General features: G+C 51.9%; 16 protein-coding genes. 14 read left to right on the plus strand and 2 right to left on the minus strand.

Features of this window, described 5'->3' with window-relative positions:
* Position 1 precedes the first annotated feature (1 nt).
* The gene (locus LK536_RS41540) at positions 2–2,422 is read right to left on the minus strand and encodes an ATP-binding protein (RefSeq protein WP_227794505.1); all 2,421 of its coding nucleotides are present in this window, start codon (positions 2,420–2,422) and stop codon (positions 2–4) included.
* A gap of 211 nt (positions 2,423–2,633) precedes the next feature.
* On the opposite strand from LK536_RS41540, the gene LK536_RS41545 reads away from it, so the two are divergent.
* Both LK536_RS41545 and LK536_RS41550 read left to right on the plus strand, forming a co-directional pair.
* A complete protein-coding gene (locus tag LK536_RS41545; RefSeq protein WP_034577000.1) occupies positions 2,634–3,338 on the plus strand; it encodes a FadR/GntR family transcriptional regulator in 705 nt (234 codons plus the stop codon).
* A gap of 21 nt (positions 3,339–3,359) precedes the next feature.
* Complete coding sequence (locus LK536_RS41550; protein WP_506092138.1) at positions 3,360–4,520, plus strand: AI-2E family transporter; 1,161 nt, start codon at positions 3,360–3,362, stop codon at positions 4,518–4,520.
* 20 nt (positions 4,521–4,540) lie between these two features.
* On the opposite strand, the gene LK536_RS41555 is transcribed toward LK536_RS41550, so the two are convergent.
* Positions 4,541–5,563: a LacI family DNA-binding transcriptional regulator gene (locus LK536_RS41555; RefSeq protein WP_034576986.1), complete on the minus strand. Its 1,023-nt coding sequence runs from the start codon at positions 5,561–5,563 to the stop codon at positions 4,541–4,543.
* A 341-nt stretch (positions 5,564–5,904) separates the two neighbouring features.
* Between LK536_RS41555 and LK536_RS41560 the strand changes: the two genes are divergently transcribed.
* From LK536_RS41560 to proS, 12 genes are all read left to right on the plus strand, one after another.
* Positions 5,905–7,320: an ABC transporter substrate-binding protein gene (locus LK536_RS41560; RefSeq protein WP_227794503.1), complete on the plus strand. Its 1,416-nt coding sequence runs from the start codon at positions 5,905–5,907 to the stop codon at positions 7,318–7,320.
* Between the two features lie 11 nt (positions 7,321–7,331).
* Entirely contained in the window at positions 7,332–8,207 is an 876-nt protein-coding gene (locus LK536_RS41565; RefSeq protein WP_227794502.1) for a carbohydrate ABC transporter permease, read from the plus strand.
* A 7-nt stretch (positions 8,208–8,214) separates the two neighbouring features.
* Positions 8,215–9,048 (plus strand): carbohydrate ABC transporter permease, encoded by an 834-nt coding sequence (locus LK536_RS41570; protein ID WP_025484216.1) that lies wholly within the window; start codon positions 8,215–8,217, stop codon positions 9,046–9,048.
* A gap of 29 nt (positions 9,049–9,077) precedes the next feature.
* Complete coding sequence (locus LK536_RS41575) at positions 9,078–11,180, plus strand: ADP-ribosylglycohydrolase family protein (RefSeq protein WP_227794501.1); 2,103 nt, start codon at positions 9,078–9,080, stop codon at positions 11,178–11,180.
* Between the two features lie 20 nt (positions 11,181–11,200).
* Positions 11,201–12,172, plus strand: coding sequence for a carbohydrate kinase family protein (locus tag LK536_RS41580; protein WP_227794500.1), 972 nt, complete (start codon positions 11,201–11,203; stop codon positions 12,170–12,172).
* Positions 12,169–13,305, plus strand: coding sequence for an SIS domain-containing protein (locus LK536_RS41585; protein ID WP_227794499.1), 1,137 nt, complete (start codon positions 12,169–12,171; stop codon positions 13,303–13,305). The genes LK536_RS41580 and LK536_RS41585 overlap by 4 nt, the downstream gene beginning before the upstream one ends.
* 16 nt (positions 13,306–13,321) lie before the next feature.
* Positions 13,322–13,732, plus strand: coding sequence for a secondary thiamine-phosphate synthase enzyme YjbQ (locus LK536_RS41590; RefSeq protein WP_025484211.1), 411 nt, complete (start codon positions 13,322–13,324; stop codon positions 13,730–13,732).
* A gap of 5 nt (positions 13,733–13,737) precedes the next feature.
* Positions 13,738–14,730 (plus strand): nucleoside hydrolase, encoded by a 993-nt coding sequence (locus tag LK536_RS41595; protein WP_051400605.1) that lies wholly within the window; start codon positions 13,738–13,740, stop codon positions 14,728–14,730.
* Positions 14,711–15,478, plus strand: a complete 768-nt coding sequence (gene deoD / locus LK536_RS41600) for a purine-nucleoside phosphorylase (protein ID WP_227794498.1) — start codon at positions 14,711–14,713, stop codon at positions 15,476–15,478. The genes LK536_RS41595 and deoD overlap by 20 nt, the downstream gene beginning before the upstream one ends.
* Before the next feature lie 6 nt (positions 15,479–15,484).
* Positions 15,485–16,399, plus strand: coding sequence for a nucleoside phosphorylase (locus LK536_RS41605; protein ID WP_025484207.1), 915 nt, complete (start codon positions 15,485–15,487; stop codon positions 16,397–16,399).
* A gap of 8 nt (positions 16,400–16,407) precedes the next feature.
* Positions 16,408–17,364 (plus strand): nucleoside hydrolase, encoded by a 957-nt coding sequence (locus tag LK536_RS41610; RefSeq protein ID WP_227794497.1) that lies wholly within the window; start codon positions 16,408–16,410, stop codon positions 17,362–17,364.
* Between the two features lie 625 nt (positions 17,365–17,989).
* Positions 17,990–19,429, plus strand: coding sequence for a proline--tRNA ligase (gene proS, locus LK536_RS41615; RefSeq protein WP_008724217.1), 1,440 nt, complete (start codon positions 17,990–17,992; stop codon positions 19,427–19,429).
* Positions 19,430–19,447 lie beyond the last annotated feature (18 nt).

Here is a 19,447-nt window from a genome sequence, read left to right on the forward strand (position 1 = left end):
ATCAATCCTCCTGACATCCATCCCCCGCAGCCTCCTTGCGCTGGTTCTTCTCCTTCCAGAGAAGACAGCTGGAAAGCGCATTCTTAAGCTGGTCCATGGAAACCGGCTTGGCAAGATGTCCGTCCATTCCGGAAAGCCGGGCGCGCTTGGCATCCTCGGCAAAGGCGTCAGCCGTCATGGCAATGATGGGCAGCTCCTGGATGTACTCCATCTGGCTGCTGCGGATTGCCTGGGCTGCATCGTACCCGTTCATTATCGGCATCTGTATGTCCATGAAAATAATATCATAGTATAAAGGCGGATGGGAGAGGACCATATCAACCGCCACCCGGCCGTTTTCAGCGGTATCCACCGTGGCGCCCAAAAGACTCAGCATTTCCACGGCTATCTGCTGGTTGATTTCGTTGTCCTCTGCCAGCAGGACGCGCAGTCCGGGAAATGTTTCAGGCAGATTGGGCTTTTTACCGGGAATGACAGGCGGGGCGCCGCATTTGGTCAATGTGAGTGTAATGAGGAAACGGGTGCCATTTCCATATTCGCTTTCTATCTGGATATCACCGCCCATCATGGAAACCAGGTTTTTCACAATGGTCATGCCAAGCCCGGTCCCCACGGTCTTGCTGGTCCGGCTGTCGTCCGCCCGGCTGAAGGGCTCAAATATGTGTTCAATATACTCCGGCTTCATGCCGATTCCGGTATCTTCAATAATAAAGCAGTAGGTCCCCATGGTCTGGGTCATTTTGTTAAGTTCATTCAGCCGTATGGAAATCCTGCCATCCTCCGGTGTGTACTTGGAGGCATTGTCCAGGATATTGACCAGTATCTGTTTCAGCCGCCGCTCATCGCCCAGTACCTGGGGATGAAGCCCCTCTTCTATATGGACGGACAGGGATTGGCATTTCTGGTCAAGGGAAATACGCACCATCTCCACCACATCCTCCAGCAGATGGTTCAGGTTAAATTCGTTCTCTTCCAGTTTCACGGTGCCGCTCTCAATCTTGCTCACATCCAGGACTTCATTAATCAGGCTTAGGAGATGGGTGCTGGCATTGGCTATCTTCTCAAGGTAATCCTTCAGCCGCTCCTCCTCCCCTGTATGCAGCCGGGCCAGCTGGGTCATTCCGATGATTGCGTTCATGGGAGTCCGGATGTCATGGCTCATTTTGGAAAGGAAATCGTTCTTGGCATGGTTGGCATTTTCCGCCTTCTGCAGCGCTTCCTCAAGAAGCTGTTTGGCCTGGCGTTCCTTCTCAATGGCAGCCTCCTGTATCCTGCGGTCCTCGTCGATGCTGCGGGACAGGGTAATCTCAATCAGGTCATCCGTGTCAGGGCTTTCCACGTGGACTACCTCGGTATGGCTCCAGTGGTAGAGGCCGTCCGTGCCTCTGTGGGGTATTTTCATGGATACGATATGCTGGCCGCCCCTGTATGCGTCCATCAATGACTGGCGGGAGAATTTGTCCATGAATTCCTTCTGATAATCAGGGTGCACTGTTTCATATTCGGCAGCTATCAGGTCGGTAAAATAACCGGATTCAGCCGGTTTACTGACAGGATAACGGTTATATTCCAGCATATCATAGGTGTTGCGGGTCAGATTGACCGCAATCAGCATCTGGTAGGCTGTGCGGGCCGCTGTTGCCAGCTGGCTGATTTCGACATTGCGCCGCTGCTCCAGCATGTATTCGTCCTGGATATCCCGGTAAACCAGGACACACCAGCAGCCTGTTTCAGCCGGAGGCTCCACCTTGGCGGCGGTAAACTCCACGATATGATAGGTGCCGTCCTTGGTCAGACGGCGCAGGCGCCTGGTAATCTGTTTTTTTCCGGTCCCGAATATACGCAGCATGGATGCCCGCGTAAAATACTGCTCAAACTGCTCCAGGTCATCCGGGTGCAGGACCTGCCTGGAATATCTGCGGTTCTCCGAATCGAAATTACCGTGTTCCGGAATATCGGTCCACATTGCATCCTTCTGACAGTTGACATAATAGTCCGCGGTCAGGTTGACAATAATACATTCCCCGAAAACAGTTACAAGGCTCTGGGCATATATCCGGCTGAACCTCCAAAGCCCCTGTTCCTCTTTTAAGCTCATCCGGTGGGGCGTGGCTGTTATGACAACTGCGTTGATATGGCCATCCCAGATAATCCGGTTGGCAGTGACATCAACCGTTGTTTTAAGAAGGGGATCATAGGATAATATATGGCTGGACCGTCCATCGCCCAACGCGCTTAATGGGCAATTGTCACAGTGCTCAGGCCACACCTGGTGGCATGGGCTGCCAAGTCCTGCCTTCAGCCGCCCGGTTTCCTGACAGCGCTTATTAAAGTAAAGGAGACGGTGGGAATCTTCTTCTATCACATAAATGCTGGTTTCGGTCAGCGCATCCAGCAGGTTGATTAAATTATCAGCAGTCATGGCTGTTTCTCCTCGTTCCTACATTCAATGGCTTTCAAAGTATTAACGGTTAAAGAGATATTTCACGTTTATTATACATCGGCATGGGGTAAATAGGAAGAATTTCTTGAAATGGATGCCGCACTTGTATACAGCTGTGATTTTTGATACAATTATCACAGAAAAATGCAGGAAGCAGCAGCTGCCGATCCTGCACCGCGGGGGTAAGGACATGGATGATTCAGTTAATTTAAAGGGAAAACTGCTTGCAGAGCAGGTTCAGGAACAGATATTCCAGTATATATTAAACACACCGGTTGCCTTAGGGGACCGGCTGCCCAATGAATTTGAACTGGGAGAAAAGTTCGGGGTAGGCAGAAGCACGGTCAGGGAGGCTGTGAAGCTTCTTGTTTCCAGGGGAATCCTGGAGGTGCGCAGGGGGTCCGGCACCTATGTGGTAAGCACCACGCCTGTGGACATGGATCCTCTGGGGCTGGGGGCGATGGAGGACAAGATGGCCCTGGCCCTGGACCTGGTGAATGTCCGTATGATACTGGAACCGGGAATTGCCGAGATGGCTGCCCTCAATGCCAGCCAGGAGGATGTGGAACGGCTTCGTGAGCTTTGCCGTATCATTGAATATAAGATTGAGAATGACGAAAATTATATTGAAGAGGATATTGCATTCCATACCGGGGTTGCCAGATGTTCGGGCAACAAGGTGGTGGAACAGCTGATACCCCTGATTGATACGGCGGTCATGATGTTCGTGAATGTGACCCACAGAAGGCTGACAGCGGAAACCATCATGACCCACAGGGCCGTGACGGACGCCATAGAGGAAAAGGATCCCATGGGAGCAAAGTCAGCCATGATGATGCATATGACATTTAACAGGAACATGATAAAGGAAATGATTAAAAATAATGAGAATTAATGCAGGATATCCATCCAGATTTTGAGAAAAATCAGCTGGTATATTTTCCAACCATCGGCTCATACTAAGAGGGTACAAAGGAAGTACGAATCAGAAACAGGTGAGTCCATGGAAAAGCCGGGTAAGAAACTGAAGAAATTATTAATCATAACAGGAACCACGGGAGCGGTGTATGCTGGGTTTAGATACCTGCTGCCCCTCGTGGCTCCTTTTTTAGCGGGTTATATATTCGCCCTTCTCCTGCGTCCCTCCGCCCGTTTCCTGGCATACAGGATGCGGATCCATGTAAAGGGAAAGACCTTCCATATGCCCATCGGGGTCATTGGGGGCGCAGAGTTTCTGGTACTTATATCCATTCTGGGGACAGGACTGTATATGGGGGCTGTCAAGCTGTGTGCGGAAGGGAAAATGCTGATGATGCACCTTCCTGCGTGGATAGACCGTTTTGATATATGGCTGACCGGAAGCTGCCACCGTGTGGAAACTGCCTTTGGCCTGAGATATGACTGTGTGGCGGACCTGGCCGGGGAAATGCTTTATCAGCTGGTGGACACGGGAAAGACAGCTGCCATGCCGTTCCTGATGACCAACTCGCTGACCATCATTGCCTGTCTGGCAAAATGGGCCATCATCAGCCTGGTGGTGTTCCTGGCAGCCATACTGAGCCTGCAGGAAATGGAGGACCTGAGGACGAGGCGGGACCAGTCAACCTTCAGGAAGGAATTCAACCTCATTGGGGGGCGGCTGGTACAGACGGGAAAAGCCTGGTTTAAAAGCCAGGGCATCATCCTGTTCATCACCACAGGACTGTGCATTGCAGGTATGTTCATAATCGGCAATCCATACTATATCATGGCAGGTATCGGCATCGGGATCCTGGACGCCCTTCCCATATTCGGCACAGGCACCGTGCTCATCCCGTGGGCCTTCCTGGAACTGCTGACAGGGGACTGGAAACAGGCGGTCATACTGACAGGCCTTTACCTGGTCTGCTATTTCGTGCGCCAGATACTGGAGGTGCGCATGATGGGAGGCCAGGTGGGCCTGTCCCCCCTGGAAACCCTGGCAAGCGTGTATGTGGGGCTGGAGCTGTTTGGATTTTTCGGGTTTATCCTTGGGCCGCTGGGGCTGCTGCTGGTTGAGGACCTGGTGGAGGTCTGGACCAGGGAGACGGACGGGTGATGCAGGACAATCACGGATGTTTACTGCGGATCCAGATTCAATACGGATGTGCGCTCCACCAGACTGGGGGTAAAATAGTAATCCCTGTGTGGCTTATCCGGGTCATCAATCCGTCCCAGCAGCACCTCGAATGCCTTCTTGCCCATGGCTGCATGGGGCTGGTTGACGGTCGTTAAGGGAATGTTCATGGTTTCCAGCAGGGGAATGTTGTCAAATCCCACAATGGAAATATCCTCCGGTATACGCACGCCTTTCCGTTCCAGGGCGTTATAAGCCCCGATGGCCATCATGTCATTGCTTACAAACATAGCCGTTATATCAGTAGCCAGCAGCTCCTGGGCAAGCTGGTAACCGGAATCATACTGGAAGGTGCCGTATTTAACATAGTCCGGGTTGTAGGCAATGCGGCTTTCCTCCAGCACCTGCTTATAACCATTGAGACGGCGCCTGGCCCCGTATTCTGACATGGGACCGGTGATACATCCGATCCTGGTATGGCCCATGTCGCGCAGATGCTTTGTGGCCATGTATCCCCCCATCTCATTGTCCAGGGTAATGAAGTCATGGAAAATATCATGGATGGCGTATTCCAGAAGTACATAGGGAATCTGGCACCGGTTCAGGATATCGGAGCAGCGTTTGGGATAATCCCCCTCGTTGATGGTTGCAGGCGGTATGATGATGATGCCGTCCACGCAGCGCTTCTGCAGTACGTCAATATAGTACAGGGTCTTATCCACATCATTGTCCGCATCGCACAGGAATACGCCATAATGGTGGTTATAGGCGGTGCGCTCCACACTGTGTGTTATGGTGGACAGGAACATGTTGGTAATGTCGGGCAGTATAAGCCCAATGGTGTTGGTCTTCCTGGTGGCCAGCGATACGGCAATCTGGTTGGGCGTATAACCCAGGTCCTGCGCAATCCGCAGGATACGGTCACAGGTCTCCTGTGAGATGCGGTGCTTCTTGTTGTTGAGCACCAGGGAAACCGTGGTGGGGGATACCCCCGCAAGTTCGGCAATGTCCTTTGTTGTTATCATGCAAATCCCTCATTTATCTTAAATTCTGGTTTTCCAGCAATGTGTAATACGCTTGGTAAAGCGGATAACCTATAGATATTATGGGAGATTTAATGGAAAATGTCAATATTTATTTTGATAAAAGTGAAAAGTAAAAAATAATGCTGAATAATTTTAAAAAATATCTTGACAAACATGTACAAATCGTATAATAATTTAAGCATAACCAGCTCGAACAAGCAAAAACAGGGAATTATTAATGTGATAAAGCGCTTTATCACATGATAATCCACAAATTACCAATTTTTCATATGGGGATTTTATCAAGTAAAGAATCAATGGTTCAAGAAGGAGGAAGTTCGATGATGAAGAAGCAGATATTGAGTATATTGGCTGCCACTGCCATGGCGGCAGGGCTGCTGGCTGGATGCGGTGGTTCAGGAAACGCATCATCCACTGCGGCTGATGGGGGTGCTGTCCAGACCGGAAAAGCTGCAGATGGAAAGGATACCCAGGGGACGGGGGGAAAGATTCCGCTTACCATGTGGTTTTGGAGTTCCAATGAAGAACAGCAGGCGACTCTTCAGCGGGTGCTGATTGACAAGTTTAATGCGGCCCATCCTGAATATGAACTGACGGTGGAATACAGGGGCTCTGTGAATAAGGATATGGCGGTGGCCCTGGCAGCCAATGAGGGACCGGATATTGTATACGAATCTTCCCCGTCCCTGGCCATGTCTTACATACAGGCGGGAAAGTATGCGGATTTAAGCGGATATTCGGAACAATACGGATGGAAGGACCGTATCATAGGACCCATGTACGACAGTTCCACGGTTGAGGGCAGGCTTTACAGTATACCTATGGGTCTGAATGTGATTGGAATGGTCTATAACAGGCGTGTCCTGGAGGATAACGGATGGAGTGTGCCCTCCACGCTGGAGGAGTTAACCTCTGTCATGGACCAGGCCATGGAGAAGGGACTTTATGGTTCCGTCACAGGTGCGGCAGGATGGCGGGAGACCAACGAGGATTACGCCTCTCTTTTCATTAACAGCTTTGCCGGCCCGTCCGAGGTCTATAAGTGCCTTACAGGAGAGCAGAAGTGGAATACACCCGCCATGCTGTCCGCCATAGAAACATCTTCCCAGTGGTATAAGAAGGGATATCTGTGTTCGGACTATACCAATTTTGGCTGGGGGGAGGCAGCTTCCATACTGGGGGAGGGAGGCGCGCCGTTTTTCTTCGGACCGCTTAAATTCGTCCAGAACCTGTCGGCCTATGCTGTGGATGAACATAAAGATGATTTTGGATTTACGGTATTCCCGGCAGGACGGGAGGGAGTGGATCCTACCTATACCATCGGTGCCACCGGTCTGCTGGCCATCAACGCCAGTTCTGAACACAAAGATGTGTGCGCCGAGTTCCTGGATATGATGCTGACCAATGATTTTGTAAGCGGGATATCCGTGGACTGGCCCGGATACTGGGGCGTACCCCTGACCACCCTGAATGAGATTGATGCTTCCCAATATGAAGGGCTGACAAAATCCTTCCTCAGCGGAATCAGCGAGGCCTGCAAGGCCATTGATGAAGGGAATTTCGGTTACTACTGCTCTTCCTACATACCACCTCAGACGTTTGAGGAATTCGTGGCCATTGATGGAGTATGGTTCGGGGAGTACAGTGCATCCGACATGCTTGATAAGGCGGATGCGGTCTTTGAAGGAGAGCTTTCGTCCGGACTGGTTCCCCCTGTTCCGGCGCAGGGCAAATAGGAGGGGATATCTTGAATAAGAGCCTGAAAAAAACATGGCAGTATTATATACTTCTGCTTCCCGCGCTCCTGCTCAGCTTCAGCGTAATCCTGGTTCCTGCCGTAAGGACGGTCATTACCTCCTTTACGGACTGGAACGGACTGGCAGAGGATATGAATTTTATCGGGTTTGCAAACTATAAAGCGCTGTTTACGGATCCGGGTTTCTGGAAGGTTATTTTCAACAATGTAAAATGGATGTGTATGTATCTTGTGGTACCGGTGGCCATGGGAATGGCGGCAGCCTTTTTCCTGGTAGGAAGAAGCAGAAGCAGGAATGCTTACCAGATCATCTACCTGCTTCCCTACGTGATTGCACCGATTGCCAACGCGCTTATATGGCAGAGCATGATTTACAGCCCCCTTACCGGGATTGTAAGCGTGTTGAAGAAGCTGGGCCTGGCAGTATCCTCGCCCCTGTCCTCCACACGTACGGCCCTTGCAGGTGTGGCGGCAGTGGATATCTGGCATTACTGGGGGTTCCTGGCAGTTATTTATTTTTCAGCCCTTCGCCAGACACCCGGAGACCAGATTGAGGCGGCAAAGGTGGAGGGCTGCAGCGGATGGCAGCTGTTTAAGTTTGTGTATTTTCCGTGCATCAAGCCAACCTTTGTGCTGATGGCCATCCTCATTGTCATACAGTCCTTTATGAATTTTGATTATGTGTATCTTCTGACCAATGGCGGTCCGGCCAAGGCTACTGAGATGCTGGGGGTTGTTTCTTATAAGTATGCATTTAATATGATGGAACTGGGGAAGGCTTCCACTGTGGCATTGATCATGTCCCTGTTCGGTATGATTGCTTCCATTTTCTATGTGCGCCTGAATAAAAATGAAGAACAGTCTTAGGGGAGGTATGAAGGTGAAGAAACGAATACGCGGTAAATTAACAGCCCATCTTATCCTGCTGTGCCTGGCACTTATCTGTCTGCTTCCATTTGTCATGGTGCTGATAAACAGCTTCAAGAAACATAAGGATATTGTCCGGAGTCCCCTGATGGTTCAGTTCACGGCGGGCGTGGGTAATTACATGGATGCCTGGAGGGCGGCCAATTTTTCACATACCATCCTGAACAGCCTGGTGTATACGGCGTCAGCGGTGCTGATTGTCCTGTTCTGCTCCATACTGGCGGCATATGTGCTGGCAGGCAGGAAGGTAAAGGGGACCGGACTTGTAATGATGTATTTCATGTTTGCAATGACGGTTCCGGTACAGCTGTTTCTGGTGCCCCTTTACAAAACCTATGCAAAACTTGGGCTTCTGGGGAATCTGGTTGCGGTCAGCGTCATACAGGCAGCTACCAACCTGCCCCTTGCCATAACCCTCCTCAGGACATTTTTCCTGAGTATCCCTACGGAGCTTGAGGAGGCGGCCAGGATGGACGGCGCGGGAACCTTGTCCGTGATACGCTACATTATTTTACCTGTAATATCGCCAGGGATTATCACGGTATCCATCATTGTGGCCCTTAACACGTGGAATGAATTCCTGGTGTCATCCACCTTCCTTATAGGAGAGAAGAATTTCACAGCCATGCTGGCCCTTTTGGCCATCAATGGGCAGAATACACAGAATTACGGCCTGAACCTGGCAGCCACGGTGACATTGGTGGGTCCCATTATCATATTCTTCCTATTAATACAGAGGAAGTTTATAGACGGCATTGTGTCCGGGTCGGTAAAAGGCTAGTTGAGTATAATTTGGAAAAGGAGCAATATATGGTCTGGAAAAAAGAATATGCGGAAAAGATATATGCCGGGGTGACCGGAAAACTGCTGGGAGTTTACCTTGGAAGGCCCGTGGAAGGCTGGTCCTATGAGAAAATCAGGGAGACCTTTGGGGAGATTTCCTATTATATACATGACAGGCTGAACCTGCCTCTGATTGTGGCTGATGATGATTTATCAGGTACCTTTGGATTTTTCAGGGCTGTGGAGGACTGCGCCGGGAGGAAGGTGACGGCAGAGGATATTGGCAACAGCTGGCTGAACTATATTATTGAGAACCGGTCCATCCTGTGGTGGGGCGGACTGGGCAATTCCACGGAACACAGTGCCTACCTTATGCTGAAAAAGGGGATCAAGGCTCCTTTCAGCGGGGCTGCCTCCAATATCGGCAGGGTGATGTCCGAACAGATCGGGGCCCAGATATTCATGGATGCCTATGCCATGATGTGTCCGGGGGACCCTGAGGCAGCAGCCTATTATGTAGAACAGTGTGCAAGGGTATCCCATGACGGACTGGCCGTTGATGCCGCCCGCTTTTTGGGAACCATGGAGAGCATGGCGTTTGACGAGCAGGATGTGGATAAAATCATGGATGACTGCCAGCGGTTCATACAGACAGAGGACATCCGCCGCCTGCTGCACGATGTGAGGAACCTGTGTGCCGGCACAGGGGATTATCTGCAGGCGCACCAGTGGTTGGAAGAGCATTATGGGTATCAGAATTTCTATGGTCCATGTCCCGTGATGTCCAATCACGCCATGGTTCTTGCCTCCATCCTTCTGGGCGGGGATGATTTCCAGAAATCACTTAAGATAGCCACCACGTCTGCCTGGGATACGGACTGTAACGCAGGTAATGTGGGCTGCTTTAATGGAATCAGGCTTGGGCTGGACGCAATGGACAAGGGCGCCGACCTTCGCACTCCTGTGGCTGACAGGCTCTATATCATCACCTCTGACGGCGGTGCGGGAGTGACGGACGCAGTGACGGAATCCAGAAAAATCATTAAGGCAGCCATGGCCCGGTGTCGGGAGGAGGCTGAGCTGCCTGCGCAGAGGTACGCATTTGAACAGAGGGGAAGCCTTCAGGGATTTATGGCCTGTCCCCTGTTTGCAGACAGGGCAGGACGGATCCAGGTGTCCAATGACAGCAGTTTTGGAAACCGGCCGGGGCTGAGGGTGGATTTTAATGCCCTGGCAGAGGGGGCGCCGGCCAATGTAAGCGTGGCTACCTTCCTGAACCACCATGAGGTTTATTCCAATTATGAGACATACGTGTCCCCAACCCTGTATTCAGGACAGACCGTGAAAACAGTTATATTTGCGCCTGATGGGACTGCGCCGTATGTGCGCCTGTGCGTGCACTATGTGGATGCGGTGGATAAGATGCAGGTGATGTACAGTCCTGCGTTCTGTCTGAAGAAGGGGGACAATGTACTGGAGTGGGAAGTGCCTGACACAGGCGGTATGCCGGTATGCCGGTTCGGCTATGAGTTTGGGAGTGTATACAGATACAGCTCCTATGTGGTGATACGCAGTGCGGATTGGAGTAATACCCCGAGACGCTTCTGCCAGGAAGGAATCCTTATGAAGGATATGTGGGACTTAAATCCGTTCTGGTCACAGGCGTTTGTCGCCAGTGCAAGGAATTTCTCCCCCAACCTTAATTGTACGTACTGTATCAGCCATGATGAGGGAGAAGGTCTGGCAACCATAGGGACCGGCGATTTTACGGATTATCAGGTCACCTCCACCCTTAAGATGAGCCTTCATGACAAGGCAGGGCTGGTTGCAAGGAGTAAGGGGCATAGAAGGTTCTATGCGGCCGTGATGACGGGGATGGATAAAGTCCGTATTGTCAAACGGTGTGATGATAAACTGACAATCCTTGGAGAAGCGGGATTTGATTATGAAGAGTTCCGGGAATATGAAATGACATTCAGGGTTAAGGGCCAGGAACTGGAACTGCTGGTAGACAAAAAGCGTCTTTTGGCCTGTCATGACAGCGACGGGCCGTATACCGCCGGAGGCGCGGGTTTCCTGGTGGATACCGGCTCCATGTTCATAAAGGGCTTCTGTCTGGAACGTATATAAGGAAGCGGAGGTCTGGGGAAATGGAATATGTGATTGCATCCAGCGTTGGCACGGATAATATCTGTCTGGCTGACGGCACCAGGATGGACGGCCTGCCCGGGGGCGCAGGGATTTATGCGCTGGCCGGAATCCGCCTGTGGACGCCCCATGTGGCCGTGGCTGGCGGTGTGAGCCGGGAATATGTGGAACGCCACGGAGGCTGGTATAGGGAAAATGGATTATCCATGGAGGGCCTGGTGGTGAGAAGCAGCGTGGACGCAGTGTCATGTGTGGATTACAGACAGGAGGATGACCGTACGGACCAGCCGGATATGGGATTGTGGGAATTCAGGAAGCTGGACCCTGACCTGGAGGAAGTAGGGCGGCTGTGCGGGGATGATACCAAAGGGATTTATTTTTTCAAGCATCTGGACAGGGAGTTCCTGTCCGGCATGGCCCAAATCAGGGAGCGCTATGGCTGCAGGACATTATGGGAAATATCAGAAGATGCAGCGATACCGGAACATCTGGAGGAGATTGAATATTACCTGGAGAAGACAGACCTGTTCTCCATCAACCGGTATGAGGCGTCTGTTCTATACGGAACCCATGACATGGAAGAAATATGCCGGAGGATGGAAGGATACCGGTGTGCTGTATTTTTCCGCCAGGGAAGCCGGGGGGCTTACATGATTGCCAATAAAAGGACGGTATTCTGCCCAAGTGTGGCTGATCTCCAGGTAGTGGACCCCACAGGAGGAGGCAACAGCTCTTCTGCAGCAGTGCTGTATGCATGGAGCCAGGGATTGAGTCCTGCCTGGTGCGGGGCCATGGGAGCCGCGTCCGCGTCGGTAATCCTGGAACAGTTCGGGCCGCCCAGGCGGTTTGAACCCGAAGCGGCCCAAAGGGCGCGCAGGCGCTGGGAAGGACTGACAGCCGGATACACAGCACAGGACACCTCATCCGAGGCAGGGGGAGATGTTATTTTAGAAGGAAATGAGGGAGTGATTTGAATAATCTGAACAATGAAAATGCCATGTGCCGTCAGGTGGAAAGCCTTGCCCGGCTTATCCGTGACATATATCCGGATTTGGAGGAACAGACGCGCTCAGTGCTGACCACACCGGAAATATACATGCTGAAGAAGATTGTCCTGACAGGAAGCGGTGACTGCCATGCGGCGGCCGTGGCGGCGCAGAACATGTTTGAGAAGATGCTGGGGCTGCCTGTACAGGTAGTAAGCCCTTTGGAACTTTCCAGGTACTATCAGATGAAGTGGGTGGGGGAGACCCCCGGCGACCCGCTGGTCATTGCACTGAGTAATTCCGGAAAGGCCGCCAGGCTTTTGGAGGCTGTGAAACGGACCAGGGGCTGCGGCTCCATGGTCCTGGCAGTCACCGCGGATAAGGAGTCTCCTTTGGCCGGGAATGCGGATAAAATCATTGGGATGTCTGTTCCCGGATTTGAGCGGGCGCCTGGAACCAGGACCTATATGGCTATGCTCCTGGCCCTGTACCTGATTGCAATACGGATGGGAGAGGTGCGGCTTAAGATAACCCAGGAACAGTCCGGGACATACAGGCAGAGCCTCCTTACCATGGCGGACCGGCTTGAGGAGTGCATGGATAAGTGGAAAGACGCTGTATTTTCCTATATTGAGAGGAAGAAGGATGCATGGGGGGCCGAGTTTTATGGTTCCGGTTATGACATGGGAAGCGCTGTGTACGGAAGTGAAAAAATGTATGAGGCCGCGGGGCTTCTGGCCCTGTACTCGGATACGGAAAACTGGTTCCATGTGAATTATTTCCTGCGTGCCACACAACGCACCATGACCATGGTGTTTGCTGACAAGGATAACCCTGCCCACAGCAGGACCAGGGAAATGATACAGAGGATGAATGAGATGGGACGGGATTTCCTTCTGGTGACAAATGACGGCAGCCTTAAAGGGACAGTGACAATCACACTCCCGGATCCGGCATGTGGACTTTTATCGCCATTCCTCTCCTTTGTGCCGGCTGCGCTGGCGGCAGCGTACACGGCTGCGCTTTTGGGTGAGGAATACAGCAGGGGGTTTAAGGGGATATGGGAGGAGACACCCTCTTCCTTTACCACGGTCAACAGCCGTGAAATCATAATGGAATAATCAGGAGGCAATGGGTTTGGCAGAACACATCAGGTTCAGGACAAAAAGCAACGGAGTGACGGAGCTGACCGGACAGATTAAGGAAATAGTGGAAAACAGCGGAGTCAGGGACGGGATATGCGTGGTCTATACCACACATACCACGGGGGCGGTCACGCTTACCTCTTTTTGGGATCCGCTGGGTCATGAAGACATACAGGATGAAATCAGGCGGCTGATTCCCACAAGGGTGGATTTTAAGCATCAGCACGATACGCCTGAGGACGCGGCAGGTCATGTGAAGTCCAGCCTTATAGGCGTTTCCATGACTCTGATTGTGGAGGAGGGAAAGCTTCTTCTGGGGCATTCCCAGGGTATTTATTTCCTGGAATTTGACGGACCCAGGAACAGGGAATGCATTATAAAAGTATATGGAGATAAGGAGTAGTAGATATGATGGAGAATAAAAGAAAGCTTATTTTAGACTGTGATCCGGGTACCGATGATTCGGTGTGCATCATGATGGCGCTTACCCACCCGGACGTGGAACTGCTGGCTATTACAACGGAGAGCGGCAACCTGCCCTCTGATAAGACGGCCGCCAACGCACTGCGTATCCTGGAGCATCTGGGAAGGACCGATATACCGGTGGCCCAGGGCATGCTTCACCCTCTTGTGAGGGAGTATCCGAAAGACCCTTACTGCCATGGGGAGGATGGGCTGGGGAATCATTTCTTTCCGGAACCCGTCACAAAGGTCATTGACCGGTTTCCGGCTAATGTAATCATTGATGAAGTCATGAAATACCCGGGGGAGGTGAGCCTGGTATGTACGGCGCCCCTTACCAATGTAGCCATGGCCATCATGATGAAACCGGAGATTGTCCCTCTTATTAAAGAGATTTACCATATCGGTGGATCTTATGGATTTACGGACTATGCGTTTACCAATGCCACGGGTGACAATCCCATGAGTGAATGGAATGTGTATGTGGATCCGGAGGCGGCAAAAATTGTCTATGAGTCAGGGGTGAATATCACTACCATCGGCCTGGATGTGGCGTTTAACCCAGAGGCAGTGAACCTGAGTGACGAGACGCTGGAACAGATCAGGAGGATTGGGAATCCACAGGCAAAATATGCCCTGGAAATCATTGATTACATAGATAAGAATAACTCCATAGAAGAACAGGGGATTTACATCAACGGTCCGATTGATACAACAGCCATGTGTTCGTTCCTATGCCCGGACATGCTTACCACAAAGGAAATCAAGGTGGCTGTGGATACCGGCAGCCAGCTGACAAGAGGAATGACCATCTGGGACAGAAGGGACCATTTCCGCTGGGAGGATCTGCATACCATCCGGTCGGCGGTATCCATTGACAGCGATATGTATCAGAAAGTATTCGTGGAGGCGCTGGGCAATGCCGCAGGAGAATCATAAGACAGGTGAAAAGGGCAGAAGGACTCCCACCATCCATAACCAGGCCTGTAACGGGGACATTGCCCCGGTTGTGCTGATGCCGGGGGACCCGGTGAGGGCAGAGCATATTGCATGCAGGTATCTGGACGGAGCGCGTCTGGTCAGCAATGTAAGACGTATCTGCGCATATACGGGCAGTTACCGGGGAAGGCCGGTTTCTGTTATGGCCAGCGGCATGGGCGCAGGATCCATGGGCATTTATTCCCATGAATTATATGACTGTTACGGAGTGGAGCAGATTATCCGGGTGGGGTCGGCAGGCGGCCTCAGCCCTCAGCTCTCGCTGGGGGACGTGGTCATAGGACTGGCGTCCTCCACGGACAGCGGTTACGCAGACCATCTGAAGCTTCCCGGCACATTGGCGCCGTGTGCGGACTTTGGCCTGATTAACCGCACGGTGGCTGCTGCCAGGGAACTGTCGGTGCCTGTGAAGGTGGGGATGCTTTTCTCGGGTGCTGCCTTCCATTATGGACAGGATGTATTTGAGGCATGGCGGGACATGGGCGCCCTGGCCGTGGAAATGGAATCCGCGGCCCTGTACACCAATGCGGCCAGGCTTGGGAAAAAGGCAGTGGCATTGTGTACAATATCCGATATGATATTTACAGAGGAACATTTAAGCCCTGAGGAGAGGGAAGTGAGTTTCGGGAACATGATACACATGGCCCTGGAGGCAGCGGTGTCCCAGGAGATTGACGGGAGGGTGTAGGTTACAATGGAACATGAGAAAAGGGCATCCGTGGAATTGATGCATGAAAGATATGAATATTGGGAAAACGTGCCAAAGCCAGGCCTGTTCATTGACGGAAAGCCGGCCATTACCCAGATTGACAAAGGAATGATTGGGGACTATATGCTGATTACGGTAAGGGACCCGCTGGCCGCGTACGGGAAAGACCCGGCTGAACTGATTGCAGAACGTCTTGATCAGCCTGTGCTGGCCGGTAAATCGGGCATGTTCACCACTTATACCGGTTTTTATAAAGGCGCCCGGATATCGGTGTGCAGCGGGGGAAGCGGTTCTCCGGAAGTAGAGCTGGCGCTGAATGATTTTATGGAGTACACGGACTGCAGCACATTCATCCGCGTAGGTTCTGCAGGCGGCGTGTCTGAAAAGGCTGAAATAGGGGACTGCATCATATCAAGCGGCGTATTCCGGGAGGATGGTACGTCCAAGGCGTACATCGGTCATGGATTCCCTGCATACTGCCACTATGAGGTGGTAACTGCCATGATTCAGGCGGCCCGCCGCCTGGGAAAGGCACATAAACTGGGGGTGACTGCCTGTATGGACAGTGATTTTGTAGGGAATGGAAGACCTAGCGTAGGCGGTTATATGCAGCCGTGGAACATTGAGAAGCTGGGGACCTACAACCGTGCCGGAATCCTGTGTACGGACAGGGAATCCTCCATTGTCATGACCATGTGCAACCTGTTTGGCAGACGGGGCGGGGCTGTATTCCACATTACGGATAATATCATCACAGGCGGGAAATTTAAGGAGGGTTCAGGTACGGATGATGCCACCGAACTGGTGCTGGAAGGGATTGCGCTGCTTCATGAGATGGATATGCAGAAGGCTGCGGCAGGAGAAACGCTCTGGAACCCGGACCTGGTTCAAGGCCGGTGAGGAGGATTATGGATAGACGGCTTCATTTCCCAAAAGGGATGGTGGACGTGGTGCTGGACACGGACACCTATAACGAGGTGGATGACCAGTTTGCCCTGGCATATATGCTGTGTTCCGGGGATAAGCTGAATGTGAAGGGGATATCAGCGGCCCCGTTCCACAACAGCCGTTCCTGCGGACCGGGGGATGGGATGGAGAAAAGCTTTCAGGAGATTCACCGGATATTGGAACTGATGGGACGGGAGGATATGAAGGAGGCAGTGTACCGGGGGGCAGACCGTTTCCTGGATGCGGGAGACGGCGGCAGGGATTCAAATGCCTCATCCGTGCATCCGGCAGAAAGTGCTGCTGCCAGACATCTGATAGGGCTTTCCTGTTCTTACTCAGCGGACAATCCGTTATATGTCATCTCCATTGCGGCTGCCACCAATGTGGCATCGGCACTTCTTATGGACCCGTCCATAAGGGAACGGATTGTTGTGGTGTGGCTGGGAGGGAATGGGCTTCACTGGCCCCATAACCGGGAGTTTAACCTGGAACAGGATGTGACCGCTGCACGGGTCGTGCTGGGGAGCGGGGTTCCTGTCATTCTTCTTCCCTGCCAGGGCGTGGTGTCAGGTTTTTCCCTTACAAGGCCTGAACTGGAATACTGGCTTAAGGGAAGGAATCCGCTGTGCGATTATCTGGTGGAAACGGTGTGTTCCTATATGGAAGGAAAGGACTGCCTTCCCACCTGGAGCAAGACCATATGGGATGTGACGGCAGTGGCATGGCTGGTGGACGGTCGGTTCATGGAGAGCCGCATGGAACATTGCCCGCTTCCGGGGGATGACGGAAGATGGATGGAAAAACGCTGCGCACATAAAATAAGATATGTATACCATATCAACAGGGATGTATTATTTTACGATTTATTTAAAAAGCTGTCTGCCGGGCCGGGTACCCCGGATGTTGTTCACGATTAAGCATTGACAAAGTCATGATTCTGGCGTAAAATCAACAATACGTAAAAGAATCATCCCAGGGCGTGTTTGGATTCCATGACAGGCCCGGACCATGATGTTATATGAATAGATGACAGACAGCGATGAAGGGGAATAGTAAGCCTGGTGCACGTCACAGAGAGAGGACTCACGGTGGAAGGTCCTTACGCCCGCACATGCCCAACCAGCCCTGGAGCTTTGTATGATGAATGCAACGTATATCCGGCGTTAACGGATAATGAGAGAGCAGGATGGATCAGTACAGGCATATGTGTTCTGCATGGATGATGCAGCGCAATGGAATTGCAGTTCCGCGTAAGTGCAGATTTATGGAATTACAGATTTGTGGAATTGCAGATTTGTGGAATTGCAGCGCCGCGTAATGCAGGAGTGCCATACGGATTCCGGAAGCTAACTTGGGTGGTACCGCCGAGTCATTCGGTCCCTTGCGTAGATATAACGCATGGGATTTGGATGGCTCTTTTTGCGTGATGAGGAGGCGGATCAGCCGGATTAGGGCGTGTTGGAACATACATTCCCGCCATTCCTGGCGGTTGCCTCGGTAAAACTAAAGGATACAGAGAGAATCAGAAAAGGAGAATGAGTCATGGCAGACAACAAGAAGATGGTTGAAGCCATCACATCCATGGACGTGGATTTTGCCCAGTGGTATACGGATGTGGTGAAGAAAGCTGAGCTGTGCGATTATGCCAGCGTAAAAGGGTGTATGGTAATCAAGCCCGCAGGATATGCAATCTGGGAAAACATCCAGAATGAGCTGGACAGAAGGTTTAAGGAGACAGGGGTACAGAACGTATATATGCCTATCTTCATACCGGAGAGCCTGTTGGAAAAGGAAAAGGACCACGTGGAAGGATTTGCGCCCGAGGTTGCATGGGTGACACATGGAGGTCTGGAGCCATTACAGGAGCGCATGTGTGTCAGACCTACCTCAGAGACACTGTTCTGTGATTTCTATGCAAAGGATATCCATTCCTACCGCGATCTGCCAAGGGTATACAACCAGTGGTGTTCGGTTGTGCGCTGGGAGAAAACAACCCGTCCCTTCCTGCGTTCCAGGGAGTTCCTGTGGCAGGAAGGCCACACGGCCCACGCGACAGCCGAGGAAGCCGAGGCAAGGACCATCCAGATGCTGAATGTGTACGCAGCCTTCTGTGAGGAAGTGCTGGCAATCCCTGTCATCAAGGGCCAGAAGACAGATAAGGAGAAATTCGCGGGCGCAGAGGCAACCTATACCATTGAGTCCCTGATGCATGACGGCAAGGCGCTTCAGTCCGGAACCAGCCATAACTTCGGGGATGGCTTTGCAAAGGCATTCGATATCCAGTTCACTGACAAGGATAATACCCTTAAGTATGTGCACCAGACCTCCTGGGGCATGACCACACGTATGATTGGCGCCCTGATCATGGTGCATGGCGATGACAACGGTCTGGTCCTTCCGCCAAGGATTGCGCCGGTACAGGTTATGATCGTACCTGTACAGCAGCAGAAGGAAGGCGTGCTTGACAAGGCATTCCAGCTGGAGGACCGTCTTAAGAAGGCCGGATTCTCTGTTAAGACAGATGATTCTGAGAAAAGCCCGGGCTGGAAGTTCGCTGACTGTGAGATGCGCGGTATCCCCCTGCGTGTGGAAATCGGACCAAAGGACATGGAGAAGAACCAGGCTGTCCTGGTACGCCGCGATACCCATGAGAAATCCTTTATTTCCCTGGATGAACTGGAGACAAAGGTTTCTGAGATGCTTGATACCATCCAGAAGGCTATGTACGACAAGGCCAAGGCCCACAGGGATTCCCACACCTATGAAGCGGTTGAGTGGGATGGATTCGTGGACACCATTAACAATAAGCCCGGGTTTGTAAAGGCAATGTGGTGCGGATGCCAGGAGTGCGAGGATAAGATTAAAGAGGAAACAGGAGCCACCTCCAGGTGCATGCCTTTTGAACAGGAGAACCTGTCTGATACATGTATCTGCTGTAAAAAGCCAGCAAAGAAGATGGTTTACTGGGGACGTGCGTATTAAAAGGCGGCAGATGGACTG

Origin of the sequence: Clostridium pacaense, assembly GCF_020709765.2 — a bacterium.
Classification (GTDB): Bacteria; Bacillota; Clostridia; order Lachnospirales; family Lachnospiraceae; genus Enterocloster; species Enterocloster hominis.

Bases quoted from the DNA above. Each gene is read 5' to 3' on its own strand.
- LK536_RS41540 (WP_227794505.1), bottom strand. From the start codon at position 2,422: ATGACTGCTGATAATTTAATCAACCTGCTGGATGCGCTGACCGAAACC.
- LK536_RS41545 (WP_034577000.1), top strand. From the start codon at position 2,634: ATGGATGATTCAGTTAATTTAAAGGGAAAACTGCTTGCAGAGCAGGTT.
- LK536_RS41555 (WP_034576986.1), bottom strand. From the start codon at position 5,563: ATGATAACAACAAAGGACATTGCCGAACTTGCGGGGGTATCCCCCACC.
- LK536_RS41560 (WP_227794503.1), top strand. From the start codon at position 5,905: ATGATGAAGAAGCAGATATTGAGTATATTGGCTGCCACTGCCATGGCG.
- LK536_RS41570 (WP_025484216.1), top strand. From the start codon at position 8,215: ATGAAGGTGAAGAAACGAATACGCGGTAAATTAACAGCCCATCTTATC.
- LK536_RS41575 (WP_227794501.1), top strand. From the start codon at position 9,078: ATGGTCTGGAAAAAAGAATATGCGGAAAAGATATATGCCGGGGTGACC.
- LK536_RS41580 (WP_227794500.1), top strand. From the start codon at position 11,201: ATGGAATATGTGATTGCATCCAGCGTTGGCACGGATAATATCTGTCTG.
- LK536_RS41595 (WP_051400605.1), top strand. From the start codon at position 13,738: ATGATGGAGAATAAAAGAAAGCTTATTTTAGACTGTGATCCGGGTACC.
- deoD (WP_227794498.1), top strand. From the start codon at position 14,711: ATGCCGCAGGAGAATCATAAGACAGGTGAAAAGGGCAGAAGGACTCCC.
- LK536_RS41605 (WP_025484207.1), top strand. From the start codon at position 15,485: ATGGAACATGAGAAAAGGGCATCCGTGGAATTGATGCATGAAAGATAT.
- LK536_RS41610 (WP_227794497.1), top strand. From the start codon at position 16,408: ATGGATAGACGGCTTCATTTCCCAAAAGGGATGGTGGACGTGGTGCTG.
- proS (WP_008724217.1), top strand. From the start codon at position 17,990: ATGGCAGACAACAAGAAGATGGTTGAAGCCATCACATCCATGGACGTG.